Below are 21,927 nucleotides of genomic sequence, written 5' to 3' on the forward strand. Positions count from 1 at the left end.
AAGCTTTTCTCCTAAAATAGAATTTACCTTTATTATTTACAAGGAAATTTACTCTAAAAGATCAGGACGGCGCGTTTTAGTTCGCTCCAGGGCCTGTTCGTGTCTCCATTCATTCACTTTAGCCTCGTGGCCGCTTAATAAAACATCAGGCACTTTATGCCCACGCCAGTCTGCCGGACGGGTATAAACCGGTGCATCAAGCAGTTCTCCCTGAAAACTATCAGATAGGGCAGAAGTTTCATCATTTAAAACCCCTGGGATTAAACGCACAACAGCATCTACCACAATTGCAGCAGGCAGCTCTCCGCCACTCAAAACATAATCCCCAACCGATATCTCCCTCGTTACAAAGATATCCCGTATACGCTGATCTATGCCCTTATAGTGGCCGCACAAAATAATGATGTTTTTTTTAATGGAAAGTTCGTTGGCTGTGCTCTGGTTTAAAGTAACACCATCCGGGCTCATGAAAATAATTTCATCGTATGCTCTTTCCGCCTGCAGTTTTTCAATACAGGCCGCAAATGGCTCAATACTCATCACCATACCGCTACCGCCGCCATATTGGTAATCGTCTACACTTTTTTGTTTGTTGGTGGCATAATCCCTCAGGTTATGAACAACAATTTCGGCTATGCCTTTTTTTTGCGCACGTTGCAAAATAGAATGAGCAAACGGACTTTCTAATAAAGCGGGCAAAACTGTGATAATATCGAAACGCATGGTGCAAAGGTAAGTCTTTAGTCTGAAGTCTTTAGTCCGAAGTAAAATTTTGCGATTACTAAGTTGTCCACTGATCGTGTATTACAGCAACTAAGTAATAACCATTCTCATATTTTTTAAAAACAAGCCTCAAACTGCTCCAGTCTAAACCATTGTATTTTTGATCGAAACCACTGAAATAATATTCGGTAAAGTGAAGTTGAGGATAAATTTCTTTGAGGTTATTGATCGAATTGCCATTACCAATAAAAGCATCGTAGTCTTTTTTCTCGGCAGCTAAATAATCGGCATTGTAAATATAACGGTCGATATAAGGCTTAACCCGCAGCTTAATTGCTTCTCCTGATCCATCGTAATGTCCCCAGGTTAATATCCAATGTTTATCAATGGCCTCCAAAAAATCTTTGGCCAGGATTTGTTTATGCGTAAAATCTATAAAACCGTATGGCGAAAAGCGTACGCCTTCAACAGGATGGAAACACGATGCGAAACGGCTGTAATCTTTTGCTTTTAGAGCGCTTAACACTATGGAAGCCACTTTTTGAATCGAATCTTTTTGGGTGATCTTTCGTGCCTTATTTAAAGTCGTTTTATTTCCGGCCTGATCATTTTGTTTTGTTTGATTACAGGCGAAAAAAAGAAACACTGCGATGATCAGTAAATACCTCATAACAGATAGAACGAAAAACCACAAAAAAAGTTTCTTGTTAAATTTACTATTGCATTAAGTAAACATCCAGCAAACCTTCTGGTAAATCGAGGGTTAGTGTTTTTTCATCCTCATCGTATTCTACAATGAAATCTTCGTTTAGCGGGAACAGGATTTCGGTTTCTTTATACATCACGGTAGCCACAAATTGTTGCGGATATTCGTTCACCTCCACAATTTCGCCCAGTTCGCCCAAAGTTTCATCAATGGCTAAATATCCTTTAAAGTCGGTATAGAAAAATTCTCCTTCTTCGCGCTCGGGCATTTGCGCCAGGGGCAGGTATAATTTCTTTTTTAATAGCGGCTGTACCTTATCGATATGGTCAGCATCATCAAAGTTGAAATAGCCCGTTTTATTGGCTTGTAGTTTTGCCGAAGCCACGAAATAGGGAACAAGCTTACCATTCATATCGGCAAATACCACATCAAATTCGAGTTGTTCGTATTCATCAAATTCGAAAAATACCTGAACTTCTCCCTTTAAACCCCTTGTTTTGGTAACGTAACCTATATAAAATGCTTCTTCGTGTTTCATAACTACCCCTAAATCCCCTAAAGGGGACTTTTTAACACCCCCCTTTAGGGGCAGGGGGTATTAAAAAAATAGCGTTCCGAATATCCGGAACGCTATTTTGTGAGACAAAATAATTAAAATTATTCTGCTCCTTCTTCTTCAGTTGCTTCAGCTTCAACAGCTGGTGCTTCTTCAGTAACTTCTTCTTCAACAACTTCTTCTGCAACTGGTGCATTTTTAGCTGCGATAGCTGCTGCTTTATCTTCTTTTTTCTTAGCTTCTGCTGCTAATGCTGCTTTACGCGCATCTGCTTTAGAAGTAGCTAAACCTTCTGTTTTACCAGAGATTTTACCAGCCTTAGCATCTAACCAAGCAGCAAATTTCTCATCTGCCTGTTCTTGAGTTAAAGCTCCTTTTTTAACACCACCTTCTAAGTGTTTTTTGTATAAAACACCTTTGTAAGAAAGGATAGCACGAGCGGTATCAGTTGGTTGTGCACCACTGTTTACCCAAGCTAAAGTTTTTTCGAAGTTAATTTCGATGGTAGCAGGATTGGTGTTTGGGTTATAAGAACCTAAACGCTCAATAAATTTACCATCACGTGGAGAGCGAGAATCTGCTACCACAACGTGGAAAAAAGGTTTTCCTTTTTTACCGAATCTTTGCAATCTGATTTTAGTTGCCATTTCTTTTTGTATTTATGTATTCAACATAGTTCCCGGAGCTTCATGCTGCGGGGCTGCAAAGATAACTAAAATACTGTAAATTAAAAACATAGTTTAATTTCTTTGTTTTCAGGATATTTGCGCCAAAATATTTGCAGATACAAAATGGAAAGAATTGCGATTGATATGGACGAGGTGATTGCCGATCCCCTTGGAAAATTTATTAAACTATACAACCGGGATTTTAATGTTCCCTTAGATTTAAAAATTGATGCCGGAAACGAAATCTACCACCATGTTCCGCAGGATGTGAACCAGAAATGGTTCGAATATATAAATGAACCTGGCTTTTTCCGCGATCTTGAAGTTATTGCCGATAGCCAGCGGGTAATTAAGGCGCTACAAGAGAAATATGATGTTTACATTGTTTCTGCAGCGATGGAGTTCCGTAATTCATTGCTTGATAAATACGACTGGATGGCCGAACATTTTCCTTTCATCGATTGGCAACACATCATGTTCTGCGGAAATAAAATTGTGAATGTTGACATTATTATCGACGACCGCACTAAAAACTTTGTGAATTTTGCCGGCAGGCCATTATTGTTTACCTCTCCGCATAATTTACTGGTAACCGAATACGAGCGCGTTAATACCTGGGAGGAGGTTGCTGGATTGTTATTGTAATATTAATTCATAGGGGTCGACTTAAGTCGACGCCCATGAATGTGAAAAATCAATATCATTTCTAAAAATTAAACTCCCCGACCAAATTTCCCCCGCTTTTTCCAGCCGCCATTGGCAGCACAATTACTTTTCTTTGTTGATTACCTGTTGCATATCGGGTATAGATCTCGGCGGTTACGGTTGTTGGGCCGCTAATGTTAATCTGCCTGTCGCCGTAATAGTTCACTTCTATTTTATATTTTCCCTTGATCGCTTTTTTGATCATAAATTGTTCAGGACCATAACCTGAAGTAAAATCGTTGCTAATCCTGCCACCTATTTTTGTCTTCGCGTTTCCATAAAATCCTTTTTCGCCTGTTGGGTCGGTTAACCAGAGGTCGATATCGGTATCATTTTTATTCCAGTTTAGCACCACGCGTACATCTACTGGCAATGGCTGAATTAACCTTTTATCAATTCCTTTGGTACTTAATTTATTGCCATGTTTGGCAATCAGATTATTGATTTCGGAAATCACAATCTCTTCAATTCCCTGGTCGCGATCAGCAATCTGCGTATTATAACTTTGGGTAAGTACCTTATAGAGGTTATCTAAGGCATTTTGGTACTGCCCGTCATCGGCTAAGGCCAGGGCATAATCGCGATAACTTTGAGCGTCCATTGGCCGCCATTGCAAAACCTTCTGTGTGATAAAAATCTCATCTTTATAATTACCGGTCTGTTTTAATTTATAGGCTAGCGTTTTATATAAATCGGCATTTTCGAGATCCAGATCAGCAATATTACTTAAAATGGTCAGTGCCCTAACGCTATCCTTCTGTTGATAAAACCAATTGGCCACATCAAAATAAAACATAGGCGTACTCATGTAAGCCGAACGCATTTTCAGATAAGCCTGATAAGCACTATCTGGTTTTCCCACCAGGTTTTTCATATAATCCTTATCGCTTTTAAATTCGGGAATTATTATAGCCGGCTGGTTTTCTGCTATGGTCCTGGAGCGGGTTATATTCAGACCAGCCACCTTGCCCTGAAGCTGGCTCATTACATCTGTAGATGAACTTTGCTGTAAATCCTTTCCACTAATGGTTGCTACGGAGCCCGTAACAGTTGTTTTTCGTTGAGTACCATATCCCACGACCACAACTTCATTAAGCGCGTTAGCTTCATTATTGGTTAATGCCTGTTTCGCAACCGCAGCAGGCATTCTTACCTGACTTGCAGACTCGGCCCTGTATCTCGCACGCGCTTGGTCGGCAGCCTGATCTCTTCTTCTCTCTTCGCCAACCGGATCTGAGATGACAATATTCGCTGTGGGATCTCCATTTACATCACTTCGCCGCGGATCAGGATAGCCCTCTTTCTTCTTTTCTGTTCCTTTATAATAGAAATCGGTATTCCACCAGGTTTTCAGCTCTTTGGTCATGGCTACCGCCGCATTGATCAAATCTTCTTTACGTTCTAAAATAGCCGTTCTCCGTTGCTTTAAAACCGCATTATAGGCCTGTTGCAATTCAACGGGTGGTACGATATCATAACGCAAATAATCATCAAGGTTTTCTAAAACGATAAGACTGGTATTGCGGGTAACGATACCAAACTGTTTGCTTAAAACACTAATATCGTCCTTATTATCTTCATATTGAATGTCCATTTCAGCAATTTTCTTCTGTGCCCAAATACGGCTAACATCAATGCTGCTTAAAGCATGCTCCGTAACATTTAACCGAACAACTTGTTCTGAAATGACTGTATTTCCGAAGCCGAACTGCAACGTAAATTCGGTGTTAAACTCATTCATAATGCCGGCCAGAGAGAAATGTCCGTTTACATTTACTTTCATTGACGGATAAGTCTGCCTTACATCTGCGCCGTTTTTAATCCCTAAAAACTGAAGGTTTTGCTGGTTCAATTGTTTAAAAGCCTCTGTAACAGAAGTGGAATTGAGGTTTACAAACTGTCCGCCACTTTTCATACTGATCAATTTCAATGTACTATAATCAGCTTTAAGGGCTGTATTAATGCAGTGGACAGGTTTATTTAAGTTAACCGTATTTTTTCCAAACGTAGATAGTCCATCAGTAAATAAGATATATTCGTCGGCCTGCAGGCTTTTAGTGTTGATGGCGCTGAAATTTGTACCTCCATCATATACCAGATGATTCAGTTTATCTTTTAATGGTGTCCAATTACCGTTCGAGATTACAAAAGTTCCTGCATCTTTAAAGCCATTGTTAACCAAGCCCAACTGTATGGTTAAATTTTGTTTCTGTTGGATAATCAAATCCAAGAGTTCGATTTCCTTCTCCGTATTACGCTGAAGACCACTTAAAGAAACATCCCATATTAAACCGATTTGATTACCCCACTGTTTTTTGCGACTCTCGGCTTTAGGGAAAACATTCACCAGAAAATAATAACCTGTTGATGCTTTTTGCATTTGCACCTCGGTCAGATCATTTCGTTTTGGCAGATTGATAGTCAGACCTTTTTTAGGCTGATAATTGGTTTTATTGATCTCCCCAACATAGGTATTGCCATTGGCCTTTAAATCGAAGCTGCCGTCGGGCTGTTCGCCAAGCTCAGGCTTGATGATGCTTTCGAAAACAGTGGTTTTTAGTGTAAAGCTTTCAATTGCCTGGTTGTAATCGAGCGGTAAATGATATTTTAAAACGTTGTTATTGTTAAATCCGAGCTCTTCTTCATAACCAACCATTATGGTTCTGCTGCCATTGGCAGGCAAGGGATAAATCCTGGTACGGAAATTATTTCCCTCTACTTTCTCCAGCAAACCCGGATCAACTCTTCTCCGCTCAATACTTTCAAAAACCTCAGTTGCTTTGGCTTTTTCTACCGGAACAGCTTCGCGCATTTTCCCGTTAATATCTAAAGCGTAACGGCTTATACTTACCCCCTCCGGCATTGGAAAGGTGAGTTCACCCTCTAAAATGCGGTTACTACTGTTGTGGAAGGTCATGGTCATTACCGTGGTCGCCACATTTCCTGTAATCTGCACATCAATATTTAACTTTTTAAGTTTAACGGCATCTTTTTGTTCGCCGGTTACCGCTTGTTGTACTTTTAACACGGGCATTTGCGCCTGAACGAAAGATCCAATCAATAATAAGGCAAAGAGGACTAAGGTTTTAGAAGGTTTCATAATGGTAATTTTAAATAGTGATGCAAAAGCATTCCCGATTGCATAAATTTATTTTACGCGAAACACATTTTATTTGATTTAACATTCGCCATTGCCAGCCTAAAGTGAAATTGACTTTTCTAAAAAATGTAACATTTCTAAAAAAATTTGTTCTAATTATTAAAACTGAAGCTATGTTAGTCACTACAACGCCCACGGTTGAGGGCAGAAAAATTGTAAAATATATTGGTCTTGTTACCGGAGAAACGATTATTGGGGCAAATATTTTTAAGGATTTATTTGCAGGAATAACGGATATCGTAGGGGGAAGATCGAGTTCTTACGAACGCGTTTTAAGAGAGGGGAAAGATACTGCAGTTAACGAAATGCAACAATATGCAGCAGCCCTTGGTGCAAATGCTATTGTTGGTGTAGATTTAGATTACGAAACTGTAGGAAGCGGTGGAAGCATGTTAATGGTGAGCGCCAATGGCACCGCTGTAATTTTAGAAGATTAAGAAATTTGCTTATTGCGAAACTAAGCAAAAACAAGAAAGTCTTTCCGGTGCGGGAAAGACTTTTCTTTTATAAACTATTTTCGTTTAAAACGAAAGAATATCAATTAGTTTTAACCATTTAGAACTCACCTTCTCGGCATTGATGTGCTTGATCGCATGATCAAAAGGAGTAAAAACAATTTCGCGGTTGATCTGGCCAGCCATTACACCACTTTCACCATTAATTAAACCTTCTACCGCCGCAACGCCTAAGCGACTGGCCAATACGCGGTCCATACAGGTTGGTTTACCCCCGCGCTGAATGTGCCCCAGAACCGAAACCTTTGTATCGTAATGTGGGTATTTTGCCTGCAAAATTTCACCAACTTTAAATGCACCACCAGTATCATCACCTTCGGCAACAATAATAATTTTTGATGCCTTATCCTTACGGCTATGCTCTAACTTGTGCAAAATATCGTCTGCATTCATATTTGCCTCCGGAATCATGATGGCTTCGGCACCAACACCGATTCCACTTCTCAAAGCAATTAGCCCCGAGTCGCGACCCATTACCTCAACAATAAAAAGCCTGTCGTGCGATTCGGCTGTATCTCTGATTTTATCTACCGCATCGATAACCGTATTAATCGCAGAATCGTATCCAATGGTAAAATCGGTACCCGCCAAATCGTTATCAATAGTGCCCGGCAGGCCTACAATCGGGAAATCGAACTCTTTAGAAAAAATATTGGCTCCTGTAAATGTTCCATCACCACCAATTACAACCAAGGCATCAATTCCATTGGCTTTCAGGTTTTCGTATGCTTTTTTTCTGCCTTCTACGGTTTTAAATGCTTCGCTACGGGCTGTTTTTAAAATGGTCCCCCCACGTTGAATAATATTCGCTACAGATTTGCGGTCCATAGGGATAAAATCATTGTTGATCAGCCCTTCGTATCCCCGCATAAAGCCGGTTACTTCAATGTCATAATAAATAGAGCCCCTAACAACAGCTCTGATTGCGGCATTCATGCCTGGCGAATCTCCGCCAGAGGTTAAAACGCCAATATTCTTAATCTTATTCATTTGTTTGTTTCTTAGCAAATTCGGATAATCCATTATCCAGGTATTGCAAATATTTATCTATATCAAATTCAACTCCAATAGGAGGCGAAACTAATTCTTTTTCATCAGTACCCAAAAGTACATAATATGGTTGCGAAATGGTATTAAATCTTTCGGCCTGCAAATGTTTAAATTTTTTGCCAACAGTATTCACTTTGGTTCCTAAAATTTTAGACTCAAATTGCTCTGGAACGGGTAAACTTGTTTTATCATCTGTATAAAGCGATACAACGATATAATCTTCTTTTAATTTTTTAAGCACTCTTGGGTCAGACCATACCCTGGCTTCCATTTCTCTACAATTTACACAGCCATGGCCTGTAAAATCTAAAAACAATGGTTTTTTTACTTCTTTAGCATAAGCCAGTGCTTCCTGGTAATCGAAGAATCCATCAATATTATGGGGAATATGCAGGAATTCTGAATATTTCCTTTTTGCATGCGTAGGTGTTGCGCCAGCGTTCGAGCCAGCACCACTATCTTGCCCAATTACAAAATCCTGAGTTGATAAAGGTGGCACCAATGCACTTACTGCTTTTAAGGGTGCGCCCCATAAGCCAGGGATTAAATAAATGGCAAATACAAAAGTTGCTGTTGCAATAAATAATCTCGGTACAGAAACATAAGGAAGATCGCTATCGTGAGAGAATTTAATTTTTCCCAGTAAATAAACACCCAGGATTAAAGCGAGCACAATCCAGATGGCCAGGAAAATCTCCCGGTCTAATATTCCCCAGTGGTAGGCCAAATCGGCAGTAGAAAGGAATTTTAACGATAATCCCAACTCTAAGAAACCAAGGAAAACTTTAATCGAATTTAACCATCCTCCAGATTTTGGCAAGCCCGTCATTAAACTAGGAAAAATGGCAAACATGGTAAAAATCAACGCTAATGATAGTGAAAAACCAAACATTACCACTACAGGCGTTAACAGGTCAGTATTAATGGCCACCAATGAGGTTCCAATTAGCGGGCCTGTACAAGAGAAGGAAACAACCGCTAGGGTTGCTGCCATAAAAAATATCCCGCTTAAGCCTTTGGCATCCGATTTTGCATCAAGTTTATTCACAAATGAACTTGGCAAGGTAATTTCGAAAGCACCTAAAAATGATACCCCGAAAATAATCAGGATAAGGAAGATAAAAATATTAAAAAATCCATCTGTGGATATTTCATTTAATGCACTTGCACCCCAGATCAAGGTAATAATTACACCTAAACCAACATAAATTACAATGATGGATAGGCCATAAATGATGGCGCTCCTGATTCCTTTTGCCCTGCTTTCAGCCCTTTTGGTAAAAAAACCAACGGTAAGTGGAACCATAGGGAAAATACATGGAAGAAAAAAAGCAGCTATACCAGCCAGCAGCCCTAAGCCAAAGGTTACCCATAGCGATTGTTTCGGAGCAACAGTTGCAGCAACCGAAGCTTTTTCTACTTTGGCGGAATCCTTTTTAACCGTATCATTAACCGTTTTTACGGCGCTGTTTGCTGCACTATCCTGTGCAGAGCCTACTTCGGTAAAAACAATATCATCAGGAGGAGCAGTTGCTGTGGTGTCTTGTGTTACTAAAGCGTAACTCTTAACGGCAGGCAATGCCATAAACATTGTAGCCATTAACAACAATAATAAGACCTTTTTCATTTGTGTGTTTTGTGTGTGTGTTTTGAAACCGTGAAATTAAGAATAATTTTAGAAACGATTTTTTCTTAAGCCCTACACCACGTAGATTTTACTTTAAAAAGAAACAGTCCCGAAAATTCGGGACTGTTTGTAAATATTTTTGTTTCAACTATTTAACCGGAATGCTAAATTCAACTTCCTCTGGTGGAAGGCATTGTTTATCGTTACAAACCATAAACTCTACTACGCCTTTAACAACAGTTGTACCTTTATTCAATTTTACTTTTTGCTGGAAAATAACGGCTTTTTCAAAATAACTCACGTTCATTTTAAAAGTGCTTTCATATTTTACAATGGCTTTTGGCTCAATCGTTTTACCAACCAGGCTAAAATCTTTTGAGGGTGTAAATGTAAAAGTAGTTTTTACCGGACCACCGTCTTTCACGTTCTGTGAATAGATGTGCCATCTATCTTCTATAGTTGCTTTTAAATAGATAACGGCTTCCGTTTTACTTACTTTTTTAGCAGAATAGGCCCAGGTAACAGGCTTTTCGATCTGAGCAAATGCACCTGCAATGGTAAAAAGCACCATCGAAAGTACTAATGTGATTTTTTTCATTATGTGTTTATTTTGTGTGTGTAAATTCAATTTCTTTAAAGTTAAAGGCTTTTAAACCGTGTTTCGTATCAACAGTTAACCTACCGCCATCTTCAACTCCTTTTATTGTACCTTCAAAAAACGCTCCATTTTGCATATACAACGCCGGGATATTAAAGTTATAAAGCTTTGAAAGGTAATCCTTTTGTAAAATACCATATTTCCCGGCCCTCAAAATTAAGTAGTATTTTTCCATAAATATGAATATTTTATCCATAATATCCATTAAAGGCACATCTCTTTGTAAAATTTGAATGACGGAAGTAGCTCGATGGCTAATATTATCCGAAAATTCGGATTGATTTATATTTAAACCAATGCCAATTACGGATGATTTAATAGAACTGCCTGTCAGTGTATTTTCGATTAATATTCCGCCTAATTTCTTATTCTGGTAATACATATCATTCGGCCATTTTACTTTTATCCCATCTGGTATAAAAAAAGATAAAGCATCACTAACAGCCAAACTAACGGCTATATTTAAATAAAACTGCTTATCAAGGGGCAAAAAAGAAGGTTTTAAATAAATGCTTGTGCTAATATTTTTCCCGGCCTGGGTTTGCCAAACGCTTTCCTGCTGTCCTCTTCCTGCAAACTGATTATCTGCCATAATTACAGTCCCTTCGGCTAATGGCTCGGATTTTGACACCAAATCTTTTAAAAAGTTATTAGTAGAATCAACTTCTTTTAATTTGATTAAATTTTGACCAACAAATAGTGTCGAAAAAGTGTTATTTTGCAAGTGTTGAATTTATAATATTGTAATTCCAAAATTAAAGCATTTTAATGGTAAAAAAGAAAATAGTAGCCCTTTCTACATACCTTTCTGAGTTAGCCGTTCACGGCATACAGGAGAAAAAAGGAGAAGATATTGTGCGGTTAGATCTTAGAAATATTCATACTTCAGTAGCTGATTACTTTATTATTGCGAGCGCCAACTCTGGTACGCAGGTAAAAGCTATTGCCGATAGTGTAGAAAAAGAAATATATAAAGCCACTCAGGCCGATCCCAGACATAAAGAAGGTTTCGAATCAGCAGATTGGATTATTCTTGATTATTTCGATGTGGTTGTGCACATTTTTAAAACCGAAAAGCGCCACTTTTATGGCATAGAAGAACTTTGGGGGGATGCTGAAAGCACAAATTATCAAAGCGCATAACCTATAGAACCATTTTGACAAAGACAAATGAACGACAATCAAAATACCAACGAAAAACAAGGGAAGAGGATTCCAAACATCCCCAAAAAACCACAAAAAGGATCAAAATTTAATATTTTCTGGGTTTATGCGGCCATTATCATCGCAATTATAGCGGCGCAGTTTTTATTTACTACTGATGGTGGTAAAGAGGTTACTTACCAAAAGTTTGAACAACAGATGTTACTTAAGGGTGACGTTCAAAAAGTTGTCGCTTATAAATCTGATGATTTAGTCCGGGTAGAGGTTTATATTAAAAAAGACAGCTTAAAAAAACCGGCGTACGATGCCTATAAAAGCACCAGCACTTTTAGTGTAAATAATACTGCAAGTCCGGTTGTATTTTTCAATGCCGGCACCATGGATGGCCTTGACAAACAACTTGCCGATTCGCAAAAAGATCTTCCAGCAAACCAACCAAGGGTATTGGCAGAAAAAACCAGTCGCAGCAATCCATTAGCCAGCTGGTTCTTAAGCATTATTTTACCAGTGTTGCTTTTAATCGGCTTCTGGATTTTTATGATGCGCAGAATGGGCGGTGGCGCCGGAGGTGGTGGTCAGATTTTCAGTATCGGAAAATCTAAAGCTACTTTATTCGACAAAGAAAGCCAGGTAAACATTACATTTAACGATGTTGCAGGCTTAGAAGAAGCAAAAACTGAGGTAATGGAAATTGTAGATTTCCTTAAAAATCCTAAAAAATATACTGACCTGGGTGGAAAAATTCCGAAAGGTGCTTTATTGGTTGGTTCGCCAGGTACCGGTAAAACCTTATTGGCTAAAGCGGTTGCAGGCGAGGCTCAGGTTCCTTTCTTCTCTTTATCAGGATCTGATTTTGTAGAGATGTTTGTAGGGGTAGGTGCATCACGTGTGCGCGACTTGTTTAAACAGGCAAAAGATAAATCACCTTGTATCATTTTCATCGATGAGATTGATGCGATTGGCCGTGCGCGTGGTAAAAACGGTGTAATGGGTGGAAATGATGAACGCGAAAACACTTTAAATCAACTTTTAGTTGAAATGGATGGTTTCGGCACCAATACACATGTTATTATCTTAGCCGCCACTAACCGTGCTGATGTTTTAGATAAAGCTTTATTAAGAGCGGGTAGGTTTGACAGACAGATTTATGTTGATTTACCGGATGTTATCGAACGTAAACAAATTTTCGAAGTTCACATCACGCCACTAAAAAAATCAGAAGAACTTGATACCGAGTTTTTAGCTAAACAAACGCCAGGATTCTCAGGAGCAGATATTGCAAATGTTTGTAATGAAGCGGCATTAATTGCTGCCCGTAAAAACAAATCGGCAGTTGACAAACAAGATTTCCTGGATGCTGTAGATCGGATTGTAGGTGGTTTAGAAAAGAAAAACAAAATCATCACACCGAGTGAAAAACGCGCTATTGCTATTCACGAGGCTGGTCACGCCACAGTAAGCTGGCTGTTAGAACATGCCGCGCCTTTAGTTAAGGTTACGATTGTTCCACGCGGACAGAGCTTAGGTGCTGCCTGGTACTTGCCGGAGGAACGCTTAATTGTTCGTCCTCATCAGATGCTTGATGAAATGTGTGCCACAATGGGTGGTAGAGCAGCAGAAAAAGTAATGTTCGATACCATTTCTACCGGCGCACTTAGCGATTTAGAAAAAGTAAATAAACAAGCCAGGGCAATGGTTACCATTTATGGTTTAAATGAGAAATTAGGAAACATTACTTATTACGATTCATCTGGTCAGAATGAGTATAACTTCTCTAAACCCTATTCAGAGGATACCGCTTTAACGATCGACAAAGAAATTTCGGCATTAATTGAAGGCCAATATCAAAGAGCAATTAATTTATTAGAAGAAAATAAAGATAAATTGATCCAGTTGGCAGATATCCTGATCGAAAAAGAAGTTTTATTTAAAGACGATTTAGAAGTGATTTTTGGTAAAAGATTATTCGAAAATCAGGGAGAAAGCGGAACTCCCGGACATATTACTCCGGTAGAAGCATAAATAAATAATTTCTATTATTACATTTGCTACCCTAGTTTAATTATTAGGGTAGCTTTTTTTTATAATGAAGGATAATACGACAGCGAAGGAACAAATACTAAAAAAGATAAGGAAAGCACTATTAGAGAAGCGCGAAAACCCTTATCCTAATTTAGAGGAAAGTCAATTGTATAAAAAAAATACAGATGAGCTGGAGGTACTATTTGCCGAGCAGCTTACTGCTATATCCGGTAACTTTATCTTTTGTGAGGACGGGATTGATTTTTTTGAAAACATGTTGCAGCTGGCCGATAAGTTTAAATGGCGCAAAATCTACTGCTGGGAACCAGAACTTCAGCAGTTTTTAAGCAAATACGAATTTCCTTTTTACCAAACCGATAAAGATTTTGAACAGGCTGAGGTGGGCATTACCCTTTGCGAAGCCTTAATTGCCCGCAATGGGAGTGTAATGGTAACCAACCAGGGTGCTGCAGGAAGACGACTCAGCATCTTCCCGCATCACCATATTGTGATTGCCAAAACAAGTCAGTTGGTTTTAGATCTTAAAGATGCTTTTCTGTTATTGAAGAATAAGTATGGTAATCAAATCCCATCCATGATCAGCAACATTACAGGCCCCAGCAGAACTGCGGATATCGAAAAAACATTGGTTTTAGGTGCGCACGGTCCTAAAGAGCTTTTTGTGTTCTTGATTGATGATTTTAGTTAATTACCATTCGTAATAAAGCTGTAGATCGGCCCAGGAGTGCCATCTTTCAAATTCTTTTACGGTACTAAACTCAGGCGAACGTCCAACAGCCATTACCGATGCCCTGATTGCCCGGTTTTTGCAGAATGGTATTTTGGTACCTACGCCTAAATTCCACTCCATCGTAAATTTATTAAGCTGCTTAAAGCTTAGTGTATATGGGCTATTCCTAAACTGCCCCATCAATAAGGCGTTGTAAAGCCAGCTGTTTCCCTTTAATCCACCCATAAGAAATAGTTCAAAAGGATTTTTTTGTGAAGAAACGATGCTGTAACCACTGCTGATCGGTAAGGTATTCATTCCCCAGTTTCTTTTATCCAAGAGTCCAACTCTGGTGTTTATTCCGGCGCTGCCACTAACATAATAACCCAGGCGTAGCTCGGTGTTGGCACTAAGCTGAAAATTGCCTTTATTATTACCTGAGCCGTCTGATTTCCCAACAATGAGCCAATCGTATTTCCCTGATACCAGCAACGTGGGTTCACCTCCATCCGATATCTGATCTTCCCAGCCGTAAGGAATGTCGGCTACCGTACCAAACCAATGATCTCTGTGAACAGTTGTTTGAAATGCCTTAGAAACATCTAATCCTATAGCACCAACATTTATTCCTATCGATAATAACTCATTCCCCGAATCTTGCTTTACACCAAAGCTTGTCCCAATAAAATTCAAACTTGCAAAAGGTCGGTCATTTTTACGTTTATATTCACTCTCGGGATCATGTAGATTACCAAGATAGAGCGGTGTAAATGTCGTATTTGCGAGCATAACTGTCGCATCCGCAAGCCTATAATTAGTTACCGATTTTCCTAGGATAGATTTGGCCAAAAACCGATGTGGCGCATATACCCATCCCTTTTCGCCCATTTTAGCGTACTGAAAAACCGGCAGGGCAGCCCCCATGGTATAATTTCTATCCTGGTTCAGGCCTGGCTTAACAAATTTTAAAAAATAGTCCTGATTGATCACAACACCAACGCGATGGATGGATTCTTCAGTTCCTTGAGCATTCGTGTTATTCACAAAAAAAACCATTGATAATAACGCAACGATAATCGTTTTCATAAGAGAGCTTAATTATTCTGTTTTAAAATGGTGCTATTACCACAATTGTTTGTAAAGTGCAGACAAGTAAATATACCAATCTGAAATTTATCATATTGGTACATTTATCCAGCAGACAATGAAATTGCTGAAGCAGAATTGTCTTTATCTACTTAGAGTCGATGGAACAGATTCTCTACATCAGCAATTTCACATATCTTAGAGGCTGCTGCTACCTATCCGCTTTTAGTACTTTTTTAACCACCATTTCTCTATTGGCATTCAGGCAATACACATCTTCATCATAGTTGGTGTACACGCGCGAAAGAAAAGGTTTAAGATCAGGCTCACCCGGCATTTTTCTACCACCAACATAAATCGATATGCTTACAAATCGGCCGGCATCTTTATCTAGTTTTATGCTTTTTTTGGTTTTAAGGTTGTAAATTTCAACATTTTCATATCCCGTATAATTATTTCCATAAGAGCGCCACTCAGGAAGGGTTGGGCTTTTGCAAACCACAAAATAATCGTCTGCCAGATGGAAAATGGTACTAATGGTTTTGTCGTTAAAATACCTTTTCCCTTTCAGGTCTACTATGTCGGCAACATTCTGTTCTCTTCCATTTGATATTGTATTGGTTTCCTTTAAAAGCACGATACCAATGTTCTTTGGAAAATTATCTTTGTTTTCGCGCCACACCGCATAGGTTTCCAAATAGTCGTTACTCTTTAATACCGTATCTTTATTCTCATTTAAAAAGAAATTTGTCCGACTGTTGTGCGTAAACATCCCCATTCCCCAACCAGCATATAGCTCTATATCTTTAGCTAGTTTAACAGGCCCCTTCTTTACAGGAGGTTCGGCTTTTTTGTTCTCCGTTGCAATGGTTTTGGGCATAGTAACATGCACTTCAGTTACCTTATTTCTAGCGGTAATTTCAGCCTGTTTCTTTTTAGAAGCAATTGCGTTTTCCGCTTTAAGCTTTTCATTTTTAATTTTATTAGCGTCTGAAGCGGCCTTATCATCCGCTATCTTCTTTTTACGGGCATCCTCTTTTTCTTTGTCACAAGCAGGGCACATCAGTTTTCCCTCCGCGTTATTCCAGCCTTTAGGCGCAAATCTGCAGTTATAACGGGCGTATTCACTTTTAGAAACATGCGATTGGGCGCTTGCCACCTGTACCATAAACAGGAGCAAGATAATAGTTAAGAAACTTTTCATTTTTAAGTCGTTTAATTTGATGTAAAAGTAATCGACAGCTAAAGTGATTTATATACCCTATACTCGGTATATTTAGTGCTTATTTTATATCCTATATTTATGAAATATTGACTGGTAGTTTAAAACACGCCACTAATTCTCTCAAAAAAATGAATAAAGTTTTCCTGCTATTCTTATTTTTCGTGCATCCGTTTTGCATGTGCTTTGCACAACAGGGCAACCCAATTTTAATCGATACGGCTAAAAAATTCAATATTAGCAAACATGGCTATTTTTATGAGGATAAAAATTTAAACCTCAGTATCGATTCTATTATAAAATATAAACAGGCCGGTAAACTCTTGCCATTAACACCAGGAAAAGTTTTTAGTAAAGGTTACACCCAATCTTATTACTGGGTTGCTTTTGATATCGAAAATACCTTAAATCAATCGGTGCACCTCATGTTTAAGGAGCAGAGCTCAAGCATTAACCAGCTCCAGCTATTTAAAGTAGATCAGCAGGGAAAGATTTATCCCTTAGGCTTAACAGGCGATCATTTTCCTTTTAAGCAACGCCCTTATCGCAACAGAAGTTTTATTTATCCAATGGTTCTTTTACCGCATGAAAAAGCCACTTTTTATTTGTGGGCCGATAAACGAGGACAGAACATGTACATGCCAATATCAATCGGACGCGATGTTGATATTATTCAGGCGGAAATTCCGCAGCACACGCTGTTTGGTTTCTACACGGGCATTTTTGTTTTTGCTGTGATTTTTAACCTGTTGTTGTTTGCTTCTGTTAGAGATAATATCCACCTGTATTATGCCATTTACATTTTTTGCACCCTAATTTTTATCCTGGAAGAGGAGGGACTGGCCTTTCAATGGTTCTATCCAAATTTACCAGGTCTCCAGGATTATATGCGCTTAATAATGGCATCACTAAGCTGTGGCCTGTTAATCCAGGTGATGCAGCTGTTTGTTAACCAAAACAGCACCAATAGCCGATTATACCGCTTTACCAACTATTATAAAAAGTTTTGCTGGGCCATGTCCATCATTCCGGTATTTATGCTGTTCAAATCATTTATTCTCTTAGAGAAAACGGTTTTTTACATTAACAATTTTCTTGCGCTCCTTACGGTAATCATTATTATTATCTGTGTAGTGGAAAGGATAAGGGCAGGTTATAAGTTGGGCTGGTATTATTTTATTGCAACTGTAATGTTATTATTTGGGGTTTTTAACTATGTTTTTAACACCTTAGGGCTTACCAACTTTAACCTATTAAAGCCAAATGGCTTAGTGGTGGGTTTAACCGCCGAAATCATTTTCCTTTCATTTGCTTTAACACAACGTTATAACTTTCTAAAAAAAGAAAAAGAAATCCTTTTGGAAGAAAAAAGCAAACATCAGGTAGACCTCGCAGATGGTATTTTTAATGCGCAGGAAGATGAACGCACGCGTTTGGCCCGCGATCTTCATGATGACCTCGGCGGCACACTTTCCATAATAAAACTGAATATCACCGCTTTTCAGCACAAAGTTTTAAAACTTACTGAAAATGACCGCGTATTTTATGACCAGACCATTGGCATGATTGAAAAGGCATGCGCCGATTTAAGGGAAATATCGCACAATTTAATGCCGAAAAACTTTGAGCAATATGGTCTGATTGAAACCTTGAATGAGCATTTCAGAACCCTGAACCACTCTGGTAAAATTGCATTCGAATTTGTTTTCCAGGTTGAACACCCTATTGAAAGCGGAATGGAAATTACCATATACCGGATTGTTAACGAACTGGTAAACAATATCATTAGGCATTCTTTTGCTTCAAAGGCAACCATACAGATTTTATCTTTCGACGAAAGAATTAGCATTATGGCCGAAGATAATGGCATTGGTTTTAATCCCGATAAAGACAAAAAGGGTTTAGGGATGCAAAATATCCTATCGAGGGTAAATTACCTTAACGGCAAAATCCATGTCGACAGTAATCAAAACGGTACCACAACAACTATTGATATTCCGCTAAAATAATGGACACGATTCAACAGAAACCCACCACGTTGATGATCGCTGATGATCATAAACTGTTTGCCGAAGGCTTATCGGCCATTCTCTCTGAACAGCCCAATTTTAAAATAATCGGGATGGCATCGAACGGAAAAGAGGTTTTACATCTCCTGAACAACCAGGTACCTGATATTTTAATTCTTGACCTGAACATGCCGGTTTTAGATGGCGAAATTGCTGCTGAAAAAATCAGACAATTATTCCCTGCTGTTAAAATAATGGTCTTATCGATGTATTACACTGAAAAGCTAGCGGTAAAGCTCGAAGGCATTGGGGTAATGGCCTTTATTCAAAAAGATACCAATGCCGAAACATTATTTAAAATTATAAGGGGTATACAGCAAGGAGAAAAATATTTCCAGAAAATAAAACCTGATGCTCAGGCATCATCGGCATTTAACGATGGCGATCATTTCCAAAAAAGCCACAATTTAACTGCAAGGGAAATGGAAATTCTGAAATTAATAAGCGAAGACTATTCGTCACAACAAATTGCCCAAAAATTATTTATAGCTTTAAACACGGTTGATACACACCGTAAAAATATGGTACAGAAGCTAAACGTAACCGGAAAAGCTGGATTATTAAAGTTTGCGCTTGAAAATAAGTTTCGTTAAAATTAAATTTATTTTCGATTACCGAATATAATTGATATTTTTATACTACATACCGTTTTAGTATGCGGTATTATAATTATGAGCAGAGCAATAAATACGGTAATTACCGGCACTGGAAGTTATATCCCACAGAATATTATTTCTGGTCGTGAATTCTTAAATTCTACGTTTTTTGAGAATGGTAACCGATTGGAGAAAGAGAATGCAGAGATCATTGACAAATTCTCTGAAATTACGGAAATCGTAGAAAGACGCTACGCCTGCCCCGAGCAGTTAAGCAATCATATCGGCGCAAAAGCTGCAGAAAAAGCCATTGAAAATGCAGGTATTGATAAAGAAACTTTAGACTATATTATATTCTGCCATAATTTTGGTGATATCCCTTTGGGTAGCAACCGCATTGATATTTTGCCGTCTTTAGCTTCAAAGGTGAAACAACAGTTAGGAATTGAGAATCCAGACTGCGTTGCCTACGACATCATTTTTGGTTGCCCGGGTTGGGTTCAGGGTGCAATACAGGCAGATTATTATATTAAAAGCGGCGATGCAAAACGTGTTATGGTGATTGGTGCAGAAACCTTAAGCCGTATTATCGATCCGCATGACCGTGATAGCATGATTTTTTCGGATGGTGCCGGAGCGGTAATTTTCGAAGCAGAAGAATCAGCAGAAAAAAGAGGAATATTAGCACATAAAACAGAAACACACGCCGTTAATCATGGTAATTTACTCACCATGGGTAAAGGATCTCATCCCGATGAGACCAGCGGAAACTTTTACCTGAAAATGAATGGGCGTAAGCTGTACGAATTTGCGGTAATCCAGGTACCCCAGGTAATTAAAAAAGCCATTGATAAAGCGGGTTTGAGTGTTGAAGATGTAAATATTGTATTCGTTCACCAGGCCAACGGCAAAATGGATACCGCTATCATGAAACGTTTGTTCAAACTTTATGGTAAAGATACGGTGCCTGAAAATTTGGTTCCAATGACGATTTCATGGTTAGGAAACAGTTCGGTTGCCACTGTGCCAACCTTATTAGACCTGGTATTAAAAGGCGAAGTTAAAGGCTATAAAGTTAAGGCTGGCGATGTAGCTGTTTTTGCTTCAGTAGGAGCAGGGATGCACATTAATGCTTTTATACACCGCTTCTAATTCGCTAACCGTTTTAATCCGGCCTTAGCCTGGCTTTCAATACTGCTTTCAAATTCATGATTTTTCATGGCAATGGCTGTATTGAAAGCCTCTTTCGCTTTTACGTTATTTTTCCTTCTCTCGTAAACCTTTCCCATCTGTACCGCTGCATTTGCAGCGAAATAATATTTTAGATTTTTACCTTCATTAATGGTTTGCTGGTAGGCTGCTAACGCCTGATCGTCCTTCCCTAAATCGTCATAAATCCTACCCAAACGGTAGTTCAGTTCCGTTTTATCCTTATCGTTGGTATAATCAGCCGCTTTTTTATCATCAAGTATCTGCAAGGCCCTGCTTAAATAGCCACCATCAAACAACAGCCGGGCTTTTAACAGGTCAATGGTTGGCGTTCCTGCGGTAGCTTCCGCTTTTGCCTGCTTGTCCTTTTCCATGTAAGTATATCCGTTTTTAACTGCCTTGGCTGCAAATGCCGCATAAGCCGCCTTATCTCCTTTCAGAAGCGAGATCCAGCCCAAATGAAGATAAGCGTCCTTCACAAAATTAACGCCCCTGGTGGCCTGCAAAAATCGGTTAAAATAGGTTGCCGAGTTAAGGTCGAGTTTATTCAGGTGCGCTATTCCTTCCAGATAATCTAAGTAGGGAAAAGGCTGATAGACGCCGCCTTCAGGCCGTTTGGCTAAAATAGCAATGGCTTCTTCGCTATGCCCGTTTTTAATGCACACATAACTCTGCAAATAACTTTTCAGTAAACTGGTATCGGCAATTCGATCGGTATATTTTATGGTTTTGGCATAGGCCTGCGGGCTATGTGCCACATCGGTTAATACATAGGCATAATAAAACACCACTTCCTCGTAAAAAGGTTCGTAGGAAGATTTAGGTAGGTTATCAGCCAGCTTTTCGAACATATTTAATCCGTTCTGAAGGTTTCCCTTAATTCCAAAAGTAGATAAAGCTGTTTTTAAAGCGCCATCCGGAAGATTTCCCAGAACCGCATTAATCAGCCCCAGCCCCTTTAAGTTCAGGTGAAAGTTCGGAAACTTTTTATTGTTCTCCTGCAAAAGACTGTTTGCTTTCTTAACTTCCATAGCTGCGTTGAAATATTCACCAAAACGCCCACGGATGAGCGCCCATTGTAAATTAATTTCTGCCTGCGCATACAGGTAATAGGGCGAACTTTTATCATCATCACTTATCTGATCTAAGCGTGTAGACTTGTTGCCTTTCAGGCGGTCAAAATCAGCTTTGCTCTCAGAAGTTAAAACCGTAAAATAATCTACATAGTTTTCTAAAAGCGGAATAATGGAATTATTGGGGTGTTGTTTTTTCTCTGTGGAGATATAAGCTCTCGCATTGCCTAATTTAAGTTCGAATATACTTTTATACGCATTTAGGCAATTGTTGTTAAAGTCGAAATTTGCAAATAAAGATGTCGGTAACAGGAGAAGAGCAGAAAACGCAAAAACAGGGAAGATTTTAGTCATTCGGGATTATATTTCAGTTTGATCCTGCGCTATA

The 21,927-nt window shown here is 39.0% G+C and carries 20 protein-coding genes; 8 read left to right on the forward strand and 12 right to left on the reverse strand.

From position 1 onward, the window contains the following. Positions 1-48: 48 nt before the first annotated feature. The 4 genes from trmD to AC07YT_RS04365 form a co-directional block, all read right to left on the reverse strand. Positions 49-723, reverse strand: a complete 675-nt coding sequence (gene trmD, locus AC07YT_RS04350; RefSeq protein ID WP_086548436.1) for a tRNA (guanosine(37)-N1)-methyltransferase TrmD — start codon at positions 721-723, stop codon at positions 49-51. A gap of 58 nt (positions 724-781) precedes the next feature. Beyond that, the gene (locus AC07YT_RS04355) at positions 782-1,393 is read right to left on the reverse strand and encodes a hypothetical protein (protein WP_086548437.1); all 612 of its coding nucleotides are present in this window, start codon (positions 1,391-1,393) and stop codon (positions 782-784) included. 46 nt (positions 1,394-1,439) lie between these two features. After that, positions 1,440-1,967: a ribosome maturation factor RimM gene (gene rimM / locus AC07YT_RS04360; RefSeq protein ID WP_086548438.1), complete on the reverse strand. Its 528-nt coding sequence runs from the start codon at positions 1,965-1,967 to the stop codon at positions 1,440-1,442. A gap of 119 nt (positions 1,968-2,086) precedes the next feature. Continuing rightward, entirely contained in the window at positions 2,087-2,632 is a 546-nt protein-coding gene (locus tag AC07YT_RS04365; RefSeq protein WP_086548439.1) for a 30S ribosomal protein S16, read from the reverse strand. A gap of 144 nt (positions 2,633-2,776) precedes the next feature. On the opposite strand from AC07YT_RS04365, the gene AC07YT_RS04370 reads away from it, so the two are divergent. After that, the gene (locus AC07YT_RS04370) at positions 2,777-3,298 is read left to right on the forward strand and encodes a 5' nucleotidase, NT5C type (protein ID WP_494945181.1); all 522 of its coding nucleotides are present in this window, start codon (positions 2,777-2,779) and stop codon (positions 3,296-3,298) included. Positions 3,299-3,359: 61 nt separating this feature from the next. Here AC07YT_RS04370 and AC07YT_RS04375 read toward each other — a convergent pair whose 3' ends face one another. Then, positions 3,360-6,458: a DUF2135 domain-containing protein gene (locus AC07YT_RS04375; RefSeq protein ID WP_086548440.1), complete on the reverse strand. Its 3,099-nt coding sequence runs from the start codon at positions 6,456-6,458 to the stop codon at positions 3,360-3,362. Between the two features lie 173 nt (positions 6,459-6,631). On the opposite strand from AC07YT_RS04375, the gene AC07YT_RS04380 reads away from it, so the two are divergent. Further along, positions 6,632-6,955, forward strand: coding sequence for a heavy metal-binding domain-containing protein (locus AC07YT_RS04380; RefSeq protein ID WP_025141635.1), 324 nt, complete (start codon positions 6,632-6,634; stop codon positions 6,953-6,955). Positions 6,956-7,039: 84 nt separating this feature from the next. On the opposite strand, the gene pfkA is transcribed toward AC07YT_RS04380, so the two are convergent. From pfkA to AC07YT_RS04400, 4 genes are all read right to left on the reverse strand, one after another. Next, positions 7,040-8,023, reverse strand: coding sequence for a 6-phosphofructokinase (gene pfkA, locus AC07YT_RS04385; protein ID WP_086549464.1), 984 nt, complete (start codon positions 8,021-8,023; stop codon positions 7,040-7,042). Next, positions 8,016-9,710, reverse strand: a complete 1,695-nt coding sequence (locus AC07YT_RS04390) for a protein-disulfide reductase DsbD family protein (protein ID WP_086548441.1) — start codon at positions 9,708-9,710, stop codon at positions 8,016-8,018. Before AC07YT_RS04390 ends, pfkA begins: the two co-directional genes overlap by 8 nt. 148 nt (positions 9,711-9,858) lie before the next feature. After that, complete coding sequence (locus AC07YT_RS04395; RefSeq protein ID WP_086548442.1) at positions 9,859-10,308, reverse strand: protein-disulfide reductase DsbD domain-containing protein; 450 nt, start codon at positions 10,306-10,308, stop codon at positions 9,859-9,861. A gap of 7 nt (positions 10,309-10,315) precedes the next feature. Next, positions 10,316-11,092: a biotin--[acetyl-CoA-carboxylase] ligase gene (locus AC07YT_RS04400; protein ID WP_086548443.1), complete on the reverse strand. Its 777-nt coding sequence runs from the start codon at positions 11,090-11,092 to the stop codon at positions 10,316-10,318. A gap of 44 nt (positions 11,093-11,136) precedes the next feature. On the opposite strand from AC07YT_RS04400, the gene rsfS reads away from it, so the two are divergent. The 3 genes from rsfS (at position 11,137) to AC07YT_RS04415 (ending at position 14,263) form a co-directional block, all read left to right on the forward strand. Beyond that, positions 11,137-11,511 (forward strand): ribosome silencing factor, encoded by a 375-nt coding sequence (gene rsfS / locus AC07YT_RS04405; RefSeq protein ID WP_057930976.1) that lies wholly within the window; start codon positions 11,137-11,139, stop codon positions 11,509-11,511. 27 nt (positions 11,512-11,538) lie between these two features. Further along, positions 11,539-13,554: an ATP-dependent zinc metalloprotease FtsH gene (gene ftsH / locus AC07YT_RS04410; RefSeq protein ID WP_086548444.1), complete on the forward strand. Its 2,016-nt coding sequence runs from the start codon at positions 11,539-11,541 to the stop codon at positions 13,552-13,554. A gap of 64 nt (positions 13,555-13,618) precedes the next feature. Continuing rightward, positions 13,619-14,263 (forward strand): LutC/YkgG family protein, encoded by a 645-nt coding sequence (locus AC07YT_RS04415; RefSeq protein ID WP_029274908.1) that lies wholly within the window; start codon positions 13,619-13,621, stop codon positions 14,261-14,263. Here the strand turns inward: AC07YT_RS04415 and AC07YT_RS04420 are convergent, their stop codons facing one another. Together AC07YT_RS04420 and AC07YT_RS04425 are read right to left on the reverse strand one after the other, a co-directional pair. Continuing rightward, positions 14,264-15,370, reverse strand: a complete 1,107-nt coding sequence (locus tag AC07YT_RS04420) for a lipid A-modifier LpxR family protein (RefSeq protein WP_086548445.1) — start codon at positions 15,368-15,370, stop codon at positions 14,264-14,266. A 211-nt stretch (positions 15,371-15,581) separates the two neighbouring features. Further along, complete coding sequence (locus AC07YT_RS04425) at positions 15,582-16,574, reverse strand: hypothetical protein (RefSeq protein ID WP_086548446.1); 993 nt, start codon at positions 16,572-16,574, stop codon at positions 15,582-15,584. A 149-nt stretch (positions 16,575-16,723) separates the two neighbouring features. Between AC07YT_RS04425 and AC07YT_RS04430 the strand changes: the two genes are divergently transcribed. From AC07YT_RS04430 to AC07YT_RS04440, 3 genes are all read left to right on the forward strand, one after another. Beyond that, complete coding sequence (locus AC07YT_RS04430) at positions 16,724-18,601, forward strand: sensor histidine kinase (RefSeq protein ID WP_086548447.1); 1,878 nt, start codon at positions 16,724-16,726, stop codon at positions 18,599-18,601. Continuing rightward, complete coding sequence (locus tag AC07YT_RS04435) at positions 18,601-19,254, forward strand: response regulator (RefSeq protein ID WP_086548448.1); 654 nt, start codon at positions 18,601-18,603, stop codon at positions 19,252-19,254. Before AC07YT_RS04430 ends, AC07YT_RS04435 begins: the two co-directional genes overlap by 1 nt. A gap of 78 nt (positions 19,255-19,332) precedes the next feature. After that, positions 19,333-20,409 carry a 3-oxoacyl-ACP synthase III family protein gene (locus AC07YT_RS04440; RefSeq protein ID WP_086548449.1) on the forward strand — a complete coding sequence of 359 codons (1,077 nt, stop codon included), beginning with the start codon at positions 19,333-19,335 and terminating at the stop codon, positions 20,407-20,409. Here AC07YT_RS04440 and AC07YT_RS04445 read toward each other — a convergent pair. After that, complete coding sequence (locus AC07YT_RS04445) at positions 20,406-21,893, reverse strand: YfgM family protein (RefSeq protein WP_086548450.1); 1,488 nt, start codon at positions 21,891-21,893, stop codon at positions 20,406-20,408. The genes AC07YT_RS04440 and AC07YT_RS04445 overlap by 4 nt on opposite strands. Positions 21,894-21,927: the final 34 nt, after the last annotated feature.

This window comes from Pedobacter sp. GW460-11-11-14-TSB4 (assembly GCF_059423705.1).